The following is a 14,981-nucleotide window of genomic DNA, read 5'->3' as shown; positions in this document are numbered from 1 at the left end:
AACCCCACCCTGCCCGAACCCCACCACCGAACCGGAGGGCGCGCGCCGGGGAGCACCGCACAGGCGGCGCGCGTCCTCCCCGGGGCCGTCGAGAAAAGCAGGGCGGATCGCGTGCAACCTCCCGGCGGGTCCAGCCGGTCGTTCCGGGTGTGACGACCACACTGGACCTCGCGGGCGGGACCGACGCCGCACCACCGCGACTCACGAGCCGTACAGGGGGCGCCGTGGACCGGCAGGAGTTCGACGCCTTCGTCGAGGCGCGATCGAGCGCGCTGCTGCGCACCGCCTACCTGCTGACCCACGACCGCGGCCTCGCCGAGGACCTCGTGCAGACCTCTCTCGCCAAGGCCTGGTTCGCCTGGACCCGCATCGAGACCCGGCCCGAGGCGTACGTGCGCCGGATCATGGTCAACACGTACTCGAGCTGGTGGCGACGCCGCTGGAACGGCGAGGAGGCGACGGCCGACCTGCCCGAGCGCCCCGACCCCCGGCACGACCCCCGACGCGGCGAGGACGTCCGCGCCGACGACCGGACCGACCTGTGGCGGGCGCTCGAGCGACTGCCGAAGCGGCAGCGCGCCGTCGTCGTGCTCCGGTTCTACGAGGACCTCTCCGAGGCCGAGACCGCCGAGATCATGCAGTGCTCGGTCGGCACCGTGAAGAGCCAGGCGAGCCGGGCGCTCGCCAAGCTCCGCATCGACCCCAGCCTGCGAAACGACTCCGCCGAGGAGAGTGCCCGATGAACCTCACCGACCTGCGCGACGAGCTGACCGTCCACGCCGACGACCTCGGCCCCGCGCCCGACTTCCGCGCCGGCGTCGCCGCCCGGGTCCGCCGCACCAAGCGCCGCCGCGCGGTCACGGGTGCCGCCGCCACCCTCGCCGTCGCCGCCCTGGCCGTCGGCGTCCTGACCGACGTCGGCCGCCCGGCCCCGACCGTTCCTGCAGGCACGTCCGGCACGGCCTCCAAGACCGTCCCGATGATCGGCTCGGACGGCATGCCGTACCGCGCCGTCCCGGACGCCCGCGGCGACGTCGTCAAGAACGGCCTGCGGTACAGGGCCCAGGTCGGCGACGACACGCTCGCGGCCGGCTTCATCGGCGACGCCGGCCAGGGACAGTTCACTATCGTCTGGGACGTCAGGACCACCCACGTCTCCGTCGGCGCGGAGTGCTACCTCCCCGCCCTGTCGGACGACGCAGCCCGGGCCTACATGGTCTCCGTGGGCCTGGAGGGCAAGGAGGGCTTCTTCGGCAGCCAGTGTTCCGGTCGGCGTCCCGAGGTCCGCGACCTGCCCCCCGGCGGGGCAACCCCCGGCGAGCCCGGCCAGGGCTGGTCCGACCTGACCGTCGGCACGGCCGCCCGGCTCCGGGTCCAGCTCGTCGACGCGCACACCAAGAAGCCGGCAGCCGTCGACGGCGCGCTGCTGACCGGGGCCGTCTACGAGCAGGGCCCCCGGCAGGACGTCGTCGACGCGTCGGGGCAGACCGTCGCGTCGCTGCCCGCGGTCCTGGAGCACCAGGGCTACCGGTACCGGTTCCTCGCGATGCAGGCCGGGCCCGGCGCAAGGACGCCGCTGCCCCACCTAGCGACTCCGGCCGGCGTGCCGTTCCTCGTGACGGCGGGATCGACCGGCTCGGACACGTCGCCGGACGCGGGCACGACCTACGTCACGGGGTTGGACCAGGAGGCCGGGGCCACGAGCGGCGGGTGGCAGACCATCCCGCAGCCGGCTCGGGCGGCCGGCACCGTCGGCCTCCGGACCGAGGGCAAGGCCCCGACCGGCACCGCCTTCGTCGCCGTCTACGTCCCGGAGCACTGACCCGCCCCCTGCGAGGCCCCCTCCCCAGCCCCTTCCCAGCACCCTCCCCGGGCCGAGTGGCCGGACCGAACGGACCCATCGACGTCCAGGCGTCGAAACCCGAGCTCGATCCGGCCGCCCGGCCCGACGGCGTGCCAGGGCGGCGACGGCGGCGCGCGACCCGGACTCCTCGCGGAGGTGTCGCGGTGATGCGTCGGCGAGATGTATCGCGCCGATATATCTGCGTGTAGAGTGACACTCGTGCCGAAGTCCTCGCGTCCGACGAGCCGCCGAGCCGCGCTGCTCGAGTTCGCCGTGCTCGGCCTCCTGCACGACGGGCCGCTGCACGGCTACGAGCTGCGCAAGCGGTTGACGACGGCCCTCGGCATCTTCCGCGCCCTGTCGTACGGCTCGCTCTACCCGGCCCTGCGCCACCTCGTCGAGTCCGGCTGGATCCACGAGACCGAGGAGCCCTCGGCCGGCTCCGGCCGCCGTCCGCGCATCACCTACGAGCTGACGGCCGACGGCAAGGAGCACTTCCAGGACCTCGTCGCCGCCTCCGGGCCCGACGCCTGGGACGACGACGACTTCGACGTGCGGTTCGCTTTCTTCTCCCGCACCGAGGCGCAGGTGCGCCTGCGCATCCTCGAGGGCCGGCGCTCCCGGCTCGAGGAGCGCCTGGCGAACGTCCGCGACGCGTCCGCCCGCAACCGGGAGCGGATGGACGGCTACACCCTCGCCCTCCAGCAGCACGGCGAGGAGCGGGCCGAGCGCGAGGTCCGCTGGCTCGAGGAGCTCATCGTCGCCGAGCGACGCGCCGCCCTCGACCCGGGCCCGTCGGCCTTCGACGAGCCCGGGGCCACCACCCCCACAGACACCAACGGCACCACCTCCAGCACCACCTCCAGCACCACCCCGAGCACCACCGACAACAACAAGGAGTGATCCATGGGATCCGTACGCGTCGCCATCGTCGGCGTCGGCAACTGCGCGAGCTCGCTCGTGCAGGGCGTCGAGTACTACAAGGACGCTGACGCCACCGGCACCGTCCCCGGCCTCATGCACGTCACGTTCGGCGACTACCACGTCAGCGACGTGGAGTTCGTCGCCGCGTTCGACGTCGACGACAAGAAGGTCGGCAAGGACCTCGCCGAGGCCATCAACGCCTCCGAGAACAACACCATCAAGATCGCCGACGTGCCGACCACGGGCGTCACGGTCCAGCGCGGCCACACCCTCGACGGGCTCGGCAAGTACTACAAGCTGACGATCGACGAGTCGGGCGCCGAGCCGGTCGACGTCGTCGCCGCGCTCAAGGACGCCAAGGTCGACGTCCTCGTGTCCTACCTGCCGGTGGGCTCGGAGCACGCCGACAAGTTCTACGCGCAGTGCGCCATCGACGCCGGCGTCGCCTTCGTCAACGCCCTGCCGGTCTTCATCGCCTCCGACCCCGAGTGGGCTGCCAAGTTCGAGGCCGCCGGCGTGCCGATCATCGGCGACGACATCAAGAGCCAGGTCGGCGCGACGATCACCCACCGCGTCATGGCCAAGCTCTTCGAGGACCGCGGCGTCGTGCTCGACCGCACGTACCAGCTCAACGTCGGCGGCAACATGGACTTCAAGAACATGCTCGAGCGCGAGCGCCTCGAGTCCAAGAAGGTCTCCAAGACCCAGGCCGTCACGAGCAACCTCACCGGCCCGCTCGCCGGCAAGAAGGACGACCGCAACGTCCACATCGGCCCGTCCGACTACGTCGCGTGGCTCGACGACCGCAAGTGGGCCTACGTCCGCCTCGAGGGTCGCGCCTTCGGCGACGTCCCGCTGAACCTCGAGTACAAGCTCGAGGTCTGGGACTCCCCGAACTCGGCCGGCATCATCATCGACGCCATCCGCGCGGCGAAGATCGCCAAGGACCGCGGCATCGGCGGCGCCCTCCTTTCGGCGTCGTCCTACCTCATGAAGTCCCCGCCGGAGCAGCGCGAGGACACGATCGGCCGCGCCAAGCTCGAGGCCTTCATCCGCGGCGAGGAGCCCCGCTGACCAGCGGCTCCCCCACCGCGTGACCGACGCGTGAACCACGAGGCCCCCTCCCGCACGGGAGGGGGCCTCGTCGCGTCTCCGGCCGTCAGTGCCCGAGGAGGACGCTGTGGTCGAGGCTGCCGACCGACGCCTGCACGACACACACGACGCCGAGGTCGTACTGCCAGGCCGACTCGGTCGTCGGACCCACGAACACGAGGTCGAGCGCGTCGAGGTCGGTCGGGCGCACCACGCCGGCCAGCGCGTCGGAGCAGGCGCTGCCGGCCGCCTCCACCGCCTTGTCACGACCCGGCCACGCACCGGCGAGCGTGACCGACGCAGCCATCTGGCCTTCGTGCGTCTCGGCGCACGACCGCCGCACCAGGACGCCCACCTGCCCGGTGCCGTCGCCGGCGGGCAACCCGTCGAAGCAGTCCCCGACCTCGAGGTTGTTGACGGTCACGTTCTTGGTCGTGTCGAAGACCTCGCCGTCGGCGAAGCCACTCGATGAAGACCGCGTGGGGCCGTAGAGGCTGAACGCGGCGATCCCGCCGACGACCAGCACGAGCCACAGCGAGCCGAGGACGATGCCGGCGATGGCCATGCCGCGTCCGTTCTGGACGACACGGCGCAGCTGCCCGAGGGCGACGAAGCCGAGGACGATGCCGACGACGGCGGCCACGGGCATGAGCCCGGCGATGCCGCAGCACAGGGCCGCGATGGCCAGGCCGTTGGTTCCCGGTCGGTACTCGCGGTCGTCCCGGCCCGGAGCCAGGGTGGGCGCGGCCGGGTAGGCGGGGTACGCCGGGTAGGCGGCAGACGGAACGGGCTCGCCCGGAGTGCCGGACGCCGGAGGCGGCGGCAGCTGCACGGAGCTCGAGGAGGCGGTGTCCTCCTCGTTCGGCGACGAAGGGCTCACGAGCCGGGAGCCTGCCACACGAGCGGCGGATCCGGGCGGGATCGCGGTTCGCCGTGTCAGCGGTTCTTCAGGACGGTCCCGGTCAGGCGCCCGCCGTCGTCCGCGACGAGGACGCACGAGACACCCCGGTCCCGGCGCCAGTCGGGCAGGGTGCTCGGGTAGATGACGGTGAGGGCGACGCGCTCGTGGTCCTGGTCGCGGATGAAGCGCCCGACCTTCGTGGAGCAGGCGTCCTGGGCCAGCGCGGCGGCCTGGTCACGGCCGGGCCACGGCTGGTCGGGCAGCGTCAGCGTCGTGCCGACCTGGGCCTCGTGCGATCCCGCGCACGGCATCCCGGTGACCGCGGTGACGGTGGTGTCCGCCGAGGCCGGCAGACCGTCGAAGCAGTCGCCGCCCTGCAGGTCGACGACCTCGACGCGTGCCCCCGGGGTCAGGGCGCCGGTGTCGGCGTCGCGCTGGGGAGCGCCGGTCGCCCCGAGCGCCAGGATGGCGACCCAGCCGACCACCCAGACCGAGCCGAGGACCACCCCGGCGACCGCGGAGGCCTTGCCACCACGGACGACCCGCCCCATCTGCCGCAGCGCGACGACGCCGAGGACGACGGCCGCGACAGCGGCGACGGGGATGAACCCACCGATGCCGCACCACAGCGCGGCCGTGGCCAGCCGGTTGGTGCCGGTCCCGTGCTCGGGTCCCTCGCTCGTGGCTGTGGGCGTTGCTCCCGGCTCGCCGTCCGCCGGCTGCGCGTAGGACGCCCACGACGTGACCCCGCGCGGCAGGCGAGGCGGCTCGGGGGCGGGCGGCCGGGCGGTCGCCTGCGCCACCGGCTCACCGACGGGAGGTGGCAGGTAGCAGGAGGAGGTCGTGTCCTCCTCGTTCGGTGACGCAGGGCTCACGAGCCGGGAGCCTCCCACACGGCAGGCACTCTCGGGCCGGTTTCGGCGACGAGCCGGGCGGCGACTACTTCAGGACGCTGCCGGTGACCGTGCCGGACTTGGCGTCGGCGGTGCACTGGATGGCCCGGCTGTTCGACCACGTCCAGGCGTCGGCCGGGTAGAGGAAGGACGGGTCCACCTCGTGCATGCGGCTCTCGCGCACGAGCGGGTCGGCCTTGTCCGAGCAGCCCTTGTCGGCCGCGTCGACGACCTTGTCCTCGCCGGGGTAGCGCCCGCGCGGCAGCTCGAAGACGGTGATGACCTGGCTCGTGTGCGGCGTCGAGCACGGCACGACGGACACGTCGCCGACGTCGGTGCCGGACCCGAGCGAACCGCCGTTGAAGCAGTCACCGGCCTTGAGGTCGCCGACCTCGACCCGTCGTTCGACCGGTCCCGAGGGCGACGACGAGGACGAGACGCTCGAGGCGGTGCTCCCCCGCGTCGACGAGGCCGGGTCGTCGGCCAGGACGCCGATGGTGATGAGCGCGGCCCAACCGAGCAGCCACAGCGAGCCCAGCACGATGCCGGCGATCGCGAGCCCGCGACCGCCCTGCACGACGCGCCGCAGCTGCTTCAGGGCGACGATGCCGAGCACGATGCCGACGACGGCCGCGATGGGCAGGAGGCCGGCGATGCCGCAGCAGAGGGCGGCGATGGCCAGGCCGTTGGTGCCGGGGCGGTACTCGCGCTGGTCGTGGCCGGGCGGCACCGACGCGCCCGGGAAGGACGCGGGCGCACCCGGGAAGGACGCGGGCGCACCGGGGAAGGACGCGTACGCGTCCGGGAGCGGGGACGCGTCGACGGCGGTCGTGCCGGGGTAGGGCTGCCCGCCCGACGCGTCGGGCCCGACAGGCGCGGCGCCCGGCGCCACGAACGGCGAGGCCGTGGGTGAGGCGACATGCGAGGCGACATGCGAGGCGATGGGTGCAGGCGGGACCTGGGGGCTGCCCGGGACGTACGGCGGCAGCTGGTACGGCGAGGAGGGGGTCGTGTCCTCGCCGTTCGGGGAAGAGCTCACGGGGCGTGAGCATCCCACACCGCGCGACCCGTCGCCGACGAGCGGTAGGCGGCGCACGTCGCTGTCGGGAAGCGGCGCCGTGGGGCAGGATCGGACGATGCGCGTCATGACGTGGAACCTCCGCACCGAGACCGCCCTCGAGCCGCCGCACTGGCCCGACCGCCTCGCCGGTGTCGTGTCGGTCATCGAGGAGCAGGCGCCGCACGTGCTCGGCACGCAGGAGGCGTCGGCGCGGATGCTCGACGACCTCGCGGCACACCTGCCGAGCCGGTACGCGTGGCTGGGTGAGGGCCGGCTCGGGGCGCGCAACGACGAGTTCACGGCGGTGGTCTACGACACGGCGCGGTTCGACCTGCTCTCGTGGCACACGTGGTGGCTCTCCGACCGCACCGAGGTGCCGGGGTCGACGGCGTGGGGCGCGGCGTTCCCGCGCACGGCGACGACGGTCCGGCTCCGCGACGCGGGAGACGGCACCGCCTACACGTTCGTCAACGCCCACCTCGACCACGTCAGCGGGCAGGCCCGCCTCGAGGGGGCGCGCCTGCTCGGCGGCAGCCTGGGCCACGACCCGAGCGTCGTGCTCGGCGACTTCAACGCGGAGGCGCGATCGTCGGAGCCCTACACGGCCCTGGCCCAGGCGGGGCTCGTCGACGCCGTCGCGCCGCACGTCACCGACGCGACGCCCGGGACCTTCACGGGCCTCGGGCCCGTGCAGCCCGGCGGCCCGCACATCGACTGGGTGCTGACGACGCCCGACCTCGTCTCGACGGGCGCCCGGGTCGTCGACGTGACCGGACTCGACCCGGTGCCTTCGGACCACCTGCCCGTGGTCGTCGACCTCGAGCACGTCGCGGGCCCGCAGGTCACCCGGCCCTGAGCGTGCGCGCCGCGCCGACGACGGCGCCACCGCCGATACCGGCAACCACCAGGGCCGGCAGCAGCAGAGGGGAACGCCACGGGGCGAACTCGCCGTAGCCCTGGACGGCGACGACGACCCCCCAGAGGAGCGCCGCGGCGAGCACGAGCTCGACGACTCCGAGCGCGAACGAGGCCCGGGCCGCCCGACGGGGTGCGGTGCGGCCCCACCGCAGGCACCCCACGGCGGCGACGGTGAAGGCCAGGACCGGCACCGCGAGGACCAGCCCGAAGAAGGCGTAGAGGGCCTCGAGCTCGGCGTTCGGCCGCGTGCCGGCGACGACGAGGACCACGACGGTGACCACGCCCGTCACGGCGACCACCACGTGTGCGAGCGCGAGGACCGCCGAAGCCGGTGTCGTGCTGGGACTCTGCGCGTGCGACGCCATGCCCCAGCACAGCACGTCCCGGTCCCCGAGTCCTGAGCACCGCACCTCAGAAGCCGCGCCGACGCGTCACAACATTTGGACACCCATAACGCGATACATGGTTTCGTGGTCACAATGGCTGGCAATCCGGGGCGTGGAGTGCGCCCGACCGCGAGAGGACGAGCCAATGGCATCACCGCGACTGGGCGACGTCGCCCCCGACTTCACCGCCGACACGACCGAGGGCCAGATCAGCTTCCACGACTGGAAGGACGGCACCTGGGCGGTCCTCTTCAGCCACCCGGCCGACTTCACGCCGGTGTGCACGACCGAGCTCGGCCGCGTCGCCGCGCTCGAGGACGAGTGGTCCAGGCGCAACGTCAAGGTGCTCGCCGTGTCGGTCGACCCGACCGACCGGCACGACGAGTGGAAGGGCGACATCGAGGCGGTCGGCGGCGCGTCCGTCGCCTACCCGATCATCGGCGACGAGGACCGCACGGTCTCCGAGCTCTACGGCATGATCCACCCCGGCGAGGGCGACACCTCGAGCGTCCGCTCCGTCTTCATCGTCGACCCGGCGAACAAGGTGCGCCTCAGCCTCACCTACCCCAAGAGCGTCGGCCGCAACTTCGACGAGATCGTCCGCGCCGTCGACGCGCTCCAGCTGACCGACAGCGGCCCCTTCTCGACGCCGGCCGACTGGCGCGAGGGCCAGCGCGTCATTGTCGCCCCGACGCTGTCGACCGCGGACGCGCGTGAGCGCTTCGGCGCCGACGCGGTCGAGGAGGTCCGTCCCTACCTGCGGTACACGACCGCGACGGTCTGAGCAGCGTCGGGCGAACGCCCCGAACTTGTTGCACGACAAGGGTGGCCACCCCGACGGGGTGACCACCCTTGTGCGTCAAGCCGACTGACGCGTCAGGTGCGCTGCGCGAGGACGGCGGCCTGGTCGTCGCGCTCGCTACCCGTCGCACTCCGGACGAGCCTCGCCACCTCGACGGCACCGGCAACCTCGAGTCCCGCGGCAAGGTCGTCGGCCGTGTGCAGGTGGCGTTCGAGGGTGATGTCGTGGCCGAACCGGCGGTAGCTGGGGGCGACGTCACGCACCCCGCGGCCCGACTGGCTGGCGACGAGCAGGTGGCCGCCCGGACGGCACACCCGGACCGCCTCGGCGAGCAGCCGGTGCAGACCCGACGGGGGCGTGTGGATGACCGAGTACCAGAGCAGGACGCCGTCGACCGACGCGTCGGGCGCCGGGAGCGCGTCGAGCGAGGCGACGTCGAAGGCCAGGTCCGGGTGGTCGCGTCGCGCCATCGCCACCATGCCCGACGACAGGTCAAGGCCTCGCGGGTGCACGCCCCGGTCGGCGAGGTAGCGACTCATCCGCCCGGCACCGCACCCGGCGTCGAGCACCTGCCCGCCCTCCCCCACCGCGGCGGCGAAGGCGTCGACCATGGCGAGGTCGAGCGAGGTCTCGGCCCACGTGTCGGGGAAGTAGGCGGCGTAGTCGGCGGCCACGGTGTCGTACGCGTCGCGCACCGACGCGTACCCGCCGGGGATGTCGTGGTCGGCCGGCACTCTCGCTGCATCCATCCGCGCAGCCTCCCAGACGCCACCGTCAGCCGCGCGCGGCCCGGTCGACGCCATCGGACGTGGCGAGGTCCGCGACGACCTCCGGACGCGCGCCACCCCCGAGGACACGACGTCCTCGGGGGTGGCGGTGCAGGGCCTCTCAGCCGCGTCGGACCCGACCACTGCGGTCGCGTGACGGGGCCGCCTCCTGTGGGCCCGGACCGGTCAGCGGTACTGGAAGTAGTAGTAGTTGTTCGTCTGCTTGTAGCAGGAGCCGACGTAGCTGAAGCCGCCGTCGTGGACGTAGGTGGCCCGCGCGCTGTTGCACTTCGTCAGGGTCGAGTACGGCCCGGCGACATAGTTGGTGGCGGCCGACGCCGGGGTGGCGGCGGCCATCACGACACCCGCTCCGACGGCCAGGGCCGCCGCGGTGATCCTCTTGCTGAACATGTCGTTCTCCGTTCGTCTGGTGGTACGGACGTGACGACTCTCCGCGTGAAACAGCGCCGGCGCGCGGTGGAAGGCGGCCGGCTGCGAGATCTCGCAGACTTCGGCGTCTGCCGCCAACCAATCCGGGCGACCGCGCGTCAGGAGTGGCGCTCAGGCGCGCAGCAGGCGCGTCAGCTCGGCGAGGAAGGCGTCGACGTCGGCCTCGGTCGTGTCCCACGAGCACATCCAGCGCACCTCGCCGGTGGCCGGGTCCCAGTCGTAGAACCGGAACCGCTCGCGCAGGGCGTTCGCCACGTCGCGGGGCAGCACGGCGAAAACCGCGTTGGCCTCGACGGGCCGCTGGATCGTGACGCCGTCGAGCGGCTCGACGCCGGCGGCGAGGCGGGTGGCCATCGCGTTGGCGTGCGAGGCCGAGCGCTGCCACAGGTCGCCGTCGTAGAGGGCGAGCAGCTGCGCCGACACGAAGCGCATCTTGGAGGCGAGCTGCATCGACAGCTTGCGCACGTGGACCAGGCCCAGGGCCGGGTCGGCCGCGAGCTCGGGGTCGACGACGACGACGGCCTCGGCGGCGAGCGCGCCGTTCTTCGTGCCGCCGAGGCTGAGCACGTCGACGCCGGCGTCACCGGTGAAGGCGGACAGGTCGGTGCCGAGCGTGGCTGCGGCGTTGGCGATGCGAGCGCCGTCGAGGTGGACGCGCATGCCGAGCGAGTGGGCGTGCTCGGTGATCGCCCGGACCTCGTCGGGCGTGTAGCACGTGCCGAGCTCGGTGGTCTGGGTGATCGACACGACGAGCGGCTGGGCGCGGTGCTCGTCGCCGAAGCCCCACGCCTGCCGGTCGATGAGCTCGGGGGTCAGCTTGCCGTCGGGCGTCGGGACGGTGAGCAGCTTGATGCCGCCCATCCGCTCGGGGGCGCCGTTCTCGTCGGTGTTGATGTGCGCGGTCTCGGCGCAGACGACGGCGCCCCACCGCGGCAGCAGCGCCTGCAGGGCGACGACGTTGGCGCCGGTGCCGTTGAAGACGGGCCACGTCGTGGCGGCCGTGCCGACGTGCCCGGCGACGACCTCCTGGAGGCGCGCGGTGTATGCGTCCTCGCCGTAGGCGATCTCGTGACCGCCGTTGGCCGCGGCGAGGGCGGCGAGCACCTCGGGGTGCAGGCCGGCGTAGTTGTCCGAGGCGAAGCCGCGCTTCGCGGTGTCGTGCAGGGTGGTCACGCGGTCCTCTTCGTCACAGGTTGGTCGCGGGTCAGGTGTTCAGCCGCGAGGGCGGCGGAAGGCGTTCTGGCTCAGGCGCGCTCGGCGCCCGGCCACAGCTCGGCGCGCGCCCCGTTGAGGGCGGCGGCCTCGCCGTCGAGGAGGCTCACGAGCCACGTGGCCACCTCGGCGGGTCGGGTCGCGGTGCGACCCTCGCCGATCCACTTCACCACACCGGTGGTCGCCGCGGAGCCGGGGGTCACGTCGGCGGAGGCGAACGAGTCGGCCAGGGAGGCGAGCCACGTCTCGGCCGCCGCCTTGGCGGCGGCGTAGGCGGCGTTGCCAGCGGTCGGCGTCGACGCGGCGGCCGCGCTGACGATGGCGACGCGTCCGCGCCCCGACGCAACGAGGGTGTCATGCAGCGCGAGCGTCGTGTGTCGCAGCGTGTCGACGAGGTTGCCCGAGAGCCAGGCCCAGTCCTCGTCGGTGGACTCGGTGAAGAGCTTTCCGCCGCGCCAGCCGCCGACGAGGTGGAACAGCGCGTCGACGCCGCCGAAGCTGTCGACGATCTCGGCGGCGAGCGCCCGCACGGCGTCACCGTCGAGCAGGTCGCACACCCGGGTCGTCAGCAGGTCCGACCCGACCTCGGCCGCCAGGGAGGCGAGCGAGGCGTCGTCGCGACCCACCGCGACGACGCGCTCGCCCCGCTCGACCAGCGCGACGCAGGTCGCGCGACCGGTCCCCCCGGTGGCTCCCGTGACGACGACGACCCGCCGGCCCTCTGACGTCACGCGCTCGCCCCGGTGATGCCGGAGGTCGACTCGACGACGCCCTTCATCTTCTTGGCGAGGGCCTCGTAGAACATCGACAGCGGGAACTCGTCGGGCAGCACCTGGTCGGTGAGGCCCTTCGGCGGGCCGTCGAGCGGCAGCGCCGTGAGGTCGCCGTCGCGGTGGCGGGCCCACGCCGAGCGCGGGTGCGGCGTCAGTACCCCGGCGACGAGGTCGTAGGCGGCGAGCCAGTGCGCGACCTTGGGCCGGTCGATGGAGCGCCAGTAGAGGTCCTCGACGGCGCGGCCGAGCTCGAGCACCGGCTCCGCGACGTTCTCCCACTCGATCGTGAGGCGGTTGTCGGTCCAGTGCAGCACGCCCTTCTGGTGCAGCCACGCGAAGAGCAGCTGGCCGCCGAGGCCGTCGTAGTTGCGGGTGCGGTCGCCGGTGATGGCGAACCGGAAGATCCGGTCGAAGAGCACGGCGTACTGCACGAGGCGCGCGTACGGGTGGCCCTGGGACTCGAGCGCGACGGCCTCGCGGAACGCCGTGAGGTCGCAACGCAGCTCCTCGAGCGAGTAGAGGAAGTACGGCATCCGCTGCTTGATCATGAACGGGTCGAACGGCAGGTCGCCGTGCATGTGGGTGCGGTCGTGGATGAGGTCCCACATGACGAACGTGTGCTCGGCCAGCTGCTGGTCGGCGAGCAGGCGCGCGGCGTCCGGCGGCAGCGACAGGCGGGTCACCGACGCGGCCTCGGAGATGACGCGGCGGAAGCGGGCGGCCTCGCGGTCGGCGAAGATGCCGCCCCACGTGAACGCCGGCACCTCGCGCATCGCGACGGTCTCGGGGAAGAGGACGGCCGAGTTCGTGTCGTAGCCCTCGGTGAAGTCGAGGAAGCGGATCGGCAGGAAGAGCGCGTTGGAGTAGTCGCCGCCCTCGAGGTCGGCGACGAAGTCGGGCCAGATCACCTCGAGCAGGACGGCCTCGACCTGGCGGTGCGGGTTGCCGTTCTGGGTGTACATCGGGAAGACGACGAGGTGCGGCAGGCCGTCGGCCCGGTGCTGCGCCGGCGCGAAGGCGACGAGCGAGTCGTAGAAGTCGGGCACCTCGAAGCCGCCGTCGGCCCAGCGGCCGAAGTCCTTGACGAGCGCCTCGAGGTAGTCGGCGTCGTGCGGCAGGTGTGGCGCGAGGCCCTGGATGCCGGTGACGACGCGGCCGACGTGCGCGGCGGCGGCCGCGTGGTCGGCGGTGTCGGGCACCGAGCCGTCGGAGGTCTGCAGCGCCCGCAGGTCGGTGACGGCCGCCTTGAGGGAGACCCAGGCGTCGGTCTCGACGAGCGGGTGCTTCGTGACAGCGACGCGACGCTCGGGGCGGGGCGCGACGTGCGACACGGCGTTGTGGACCAGGTCGGCGAGGGCCCGCTCGCCCGCCTCGGCGGCGGGGTCGGCCGGCTCGACGGCCAGGACGACGAGGCGGCCGGAGTCGGCGTCGGTGCGCACGGCGGCGACCGGGACGCCGCCGGCGAGCAGCAGCGGACGGGCCGGGGCCTCGACGTCGAGGGCGCCGGTGGCGGCCAGGGTCGTGAGGTCGACGCGGGCGAGGAGGTCGTCGCCCACCTCGGTGTCGCGCTCGACGCGGATCGCTGAGGCGAGCGGACCGGAGGGCACACCCGACGCCGTGCGTGACGACTGGGGCACGAGGCCCGTGAGCGAGCCGGCAGCCGGGGCGCCGAGGACGACGACGCCGCGACCGGCGGCGAGCGCGTCGGCCACCGTGGCATCGGCGGCGCGGGCGGCGTCGACGACGAGGACGTCGGCGGCCGCGGGGGCTGCCACGACGCAGCCACGGTGGGCCAGGCCCGACGTGAGGGAGTCGGCGAGGGCGGGCCGGTCGGCGACGACGGCCACGGAGGGGAACAGGCTCACGGAGGGGCCTCCTGTCCGGAGAAACTTCGGCGTTGATGCTTTCTTGTCGAAGAATCTACGGGCTCAGGCGGCAGAAACACCAATTCGTGCCGCCGGGACGTGAGACGGCCCACAGTCCTGCACGGGCCTGCCGACCCCGGACACGCCGAAGGGTGGCCGTCCCTCCCCTGAGAGGACGACCACCCTCCGGTGGTTCGTGGTGCCGGCGGACGTCAGGACACCCGCCGGTGCCGGCTCACTTGGCCGACGTGCTCTTCTGCGACTCGGCGTTGGTCTTGCACTTCTTGCCCATCGCGTCGAGCTTGTCGCCGGCGGCCGAGACGACCTGGCGCTGGCCGTGCCAGTCGCTCTGGAAGCGGTCGGCGTCCGAGCCGCCCCAGTTGCTCTTGATCTGCGAGACGGCGCTGTTGACGGCCTCGACGATGCCGTCGAGCTCGCCCTTGTAGCCGACGAGCTTGTCACCGGACGCGGACACCGCGTCCGCGTTCATGCCCTTCTTGTAAACAGCCATGTCAGTTCCCCTTCAGAAGTCTGCGTTGCGTGGATGAGTGGTGGGCGATCAGTACTGCGACGAGGTCTGGCGCTGCTGCTGGACCTCGTGGTCGATCGTCGACTTCATCTCGGTGAGCAGCTTCTGAGCCTTCTGGAGCTCGGGACGGTGCGTGCCCGTCCACTCCTGCTCGAACTGCTTGGAGTCGTCGCCCTGCCAGTTCTGCTTGAGGGACTCGACCTCCTGGTCGACCTTCGTGATGAGCTTCTGGATGGCCTCAGCCTGCTGCTGCAGGACGTTGCCCTGGGCGTTGACCTCATCGTCGTTCATTCCGAGCCAAGCCATGACCTTCTCCTTTGCCGTGTTCCCCCGAGTACGTCGGGAAGTCTCTGCTGTCAGGCCACCCCTGTCGGCCGGCCGTGTACCTCTCGTGACGTTCGCGGTGCTTCGGGGGTTTCCACCCGCGTCGCACCGTTCGTCGACATGCATGAACCTATGGCAGCACCTCCCCCACGTCGATGGGGAGGACTCCCCATGACTGCGGAGGGTCTTGGGCGGCGGGCGCGCGCGTCACCACGGACAGGCCAGTTCGCCTGTCCGACAGT

General features: G+C 72.7%; 17 protein-coding genes. 6 read left to right on the top strand and 11 right to left on the bottom strand.

Translation table 11 applies throughout. From position 1 onward, the window contains the following. The first annotated feature begins 224 nt into the window (after positions 1-224). The 4 genes from RY076_RS01345 (at position 225) to RY076_RS01330 (ending at position 3,841) form a co-directional block, all read left to right on the top strand. The gene (locus tag RY076_RS01345; protein WP_323095580.1) at positions 225-743 is read left to right on the top strand and encodes a SigE family RNA polymerase sigma factor; all 519 of its coding nucleotides are present in this window, start codon (positions 225-227) and stop codon (positions 741-743) included. Next, a complete protein-coding gene (locus tag RY076_RS01340) occupies positions 740-1,822 on the top strand; it encodes a hypothetical protein (protein ID WP_323095579.1) in 1,083 nt (360 codons plus the stop codon). The genes RY076_RS01345 and RY076_RS01340 overlap by 4 nt, the downstream gene beginning before the upstream one ends. Before the next feature lie 240 nt (positions 1,823-2,062). Then, on the top strand, positions 2,063-2,746 hold the full coding sequence (locus RY076_RS01335) for a PadR family transcriptional regulator (protein ID WP_323095578.1): 684 nt from the start codon (positions 2,063-2,065) through the stop codon (positions 2,744-2,746). A 3-nt stretch (positions 2,747-2,749) separates the two neighbouring features. Continuing rightward, complete coding sequence (locus RY076_RS01330) at positions 2,750-3,841, top strand: inositol-3-phosphate synthase (RefSeq protein WP_323095577.1); 1,092 nt, start codon at positions 2,750-2,752, stop codon at positions 3,839-3,841. An 85-nt stretch (positions 3,842-3,926) separates the two neighbouring features. Here the strand turns inward: RY076_RS01330 and RY076_RS01325 are convergent, their stop codons facing one another. From RY076_RS01325 to RY076_RS01315, 3 genes are all read right to left on the bottom strand, one after another. Continuing rightward, on the bottom strand, positions 3,927-4,739 hold the full coding sequence (locus RY076_RS01325) for a DUF4190 domain-containing protein (RefSeq protein ID WP_323095576.1): 813 nt from the start codon (positions 4,737-4,739) through the stop codon (positions 3,927-3,929). A gap of 56 nt (positions 4,740-4,795) precedes the next feature. Then, the gene (locus RY076_RS01320) at positions 4,796-5,635 is read right to left on the bottom strand and encodes a septum formation family protein (protein WP_323095574.1); all 840 of its coding nucleotides are present in this window, start codon (positions 5,633-5,635) and stop codon (positions 4,796-4,798) included. A gap of 64 nt (positions 5,636-5,699) precedes the next feature. Continuing rightward, positions 5,700-6,692, bottom strand: coding sequence for a DUF4190 domain-containing protein (locus RY076_RS01315; protein ID WP_323095573.1), 993 nt, complete (start codon positions 6,690-6,692; stop codon positions 5,700-5,702). 106 nt (positions 6,693-6,798) lie between these two features. Between RY076_RS01315 and RY076_RS01310 the strand changes: the two genes are divergently transcribed. Then, positions 6,799-7,569, top strand: a complete 771-nt coding sequence (locus RY076_RS01310) for an endonuclease/exonuclease/phosphatase family protein (RefSeq protein ID WP_323095572.1) — start codon at positions 6,799-6,801, stop codon at positions 7,567-7,569. Here RY076_RS01310 and RY076_RS01305 read toward each other — a convergent pair. Further along, positions 7,556-7,921, bottom strand: a complete 366-nt coding sequence (locus tag RY076_RS01305; protein ID WP_323095571.1) for a hypothetical protein — start codon at positions 7,919-7,921, stop codon at positions 7,556-7,558. The genes RY076_RS01310 and RY076_RS01305 overlap by 14 nt on opposite strands. A 241-nt stretch (positions 7,922-8,162) precedes the next feature. On the opposite strand from RY076_RS01305, the gene RY076_RS01300 reads away from it, so the two are divergent. Further along, the gene (locus tag RY076_RS01300; RefSeq protein WP_323095570.1) at positions 8,163-8,801 is read left to right on the top strand and encodes a peroxiredoxin; all 639 of its coding nucleotides are present in this window, start codon (positions 8,163-8,165) and stop codon (positions 8,799-8,801) included. A gap of 92 nt (positions 8,802-8,893) precedes the next feature. Here the strand turns inward: RY076_RS01300 and RY076_RS01295 are convergent, their stop codons facing one another. The 7 genes from RY076_RS01295 to RY076_RS01265 form a co-directional block, all read right to left on the bottom strand. Beyond that, on the bottom strand, positions 8,894-9,568 hold the full coding sequence (locus RY076_RS01295) for a class I SAM-dependent methyltransferase (RefSeq protein ID WP_323095569.1): 675 nt from the start codon (positions 9,566-9,568) through the stop codon (positions 8,894-8,896). Between the two features lie 204 nt (positions 9,569-9,772). After that, positions 9,773-9,997, bottom strand: coding sequence for a hypothetical protein (locus RY076_RS01290; protein WP_323095568.1), 225 nt, complete (start codon positions 9,995-9,997; stop codon positions 9,773-9,775). A 150-nt stretch (positions 9,998-10,147) separates the two neighbouring features. Beyond that, positions 10,148-11,209, bottom strand: coding sequence for a threonine aldolase family protein (locus RY076_RS01285; protein ID WP_323095566.1), 1,062 nt, complete (start codon positions 11,207-11,209; stop codon positions 10,148-10,150). Positions 11,210-11,280: 71 nt separating this feature from the next. Further along, positions 11,281-11,979 (bottom strand): SDR family oxidoreductase, encoded by a 699-nt coding sequence (locus RY076_RS01280; RefSeq protein ID WP_323095565.1) that lies wholly within the window; start codon positions 11,977-11,979, stop codon positions 11,281-11,283. Next, complete coding sequence (locus RY076_RS01275) at positions 11,976-13,352, bottom strand: DUF6421 family protein (protein ID WP_323096379.1); 1,377 nt, start codon at positions 13,350-13,352, stop codon at positions 11,976-11,978. Before RY076_RS01275 ends, RY076_RS01280 begins: the two co-directional genes overlap by 4 nt. Positions 13,353-14,121: 769 nt before the next feature. Next, complete coding sequence (locus tag RY076_RS01270; RefSeq protein WP_207556097.1) at positions 14,122-14,397, bottom strand: WXG100 family type VII secretion target; 276 nt, start codon at positions 14,395-14,397, stop codon at positions 14,122-14,124. Positions 14,398-14,445: 48 nt separating this feature from the next. Next, positions 14,446-14,721 (bottom strand): WXG100 family type VII secretion target, encoded by a 276-nt coding sequence (locus RY076_RS01265; protein WP_323095564.1) that lies wholly within the window; start codon positions 14,719-14,721, stop codon positions 14,446-14,448. Positions 14,722-14,981: the final 260 nt, after the last annotated feature.

The sequence above is a fragment of the Intrasporangium zincisolvens genome (assembly GCF_034724055.1).
Taxonomy (GTDB): Bacteria; Actinomycetota; Actinomycetes; order Actinomycetales; family Dermatophilaceae; genus Monashia; species Monashia zincisolvens.
The sequence above is the reverse complement of the archived record's forward strand: the minus strand, read 5'-3'. Positions and strand labels throughout refer to the sequence as shown.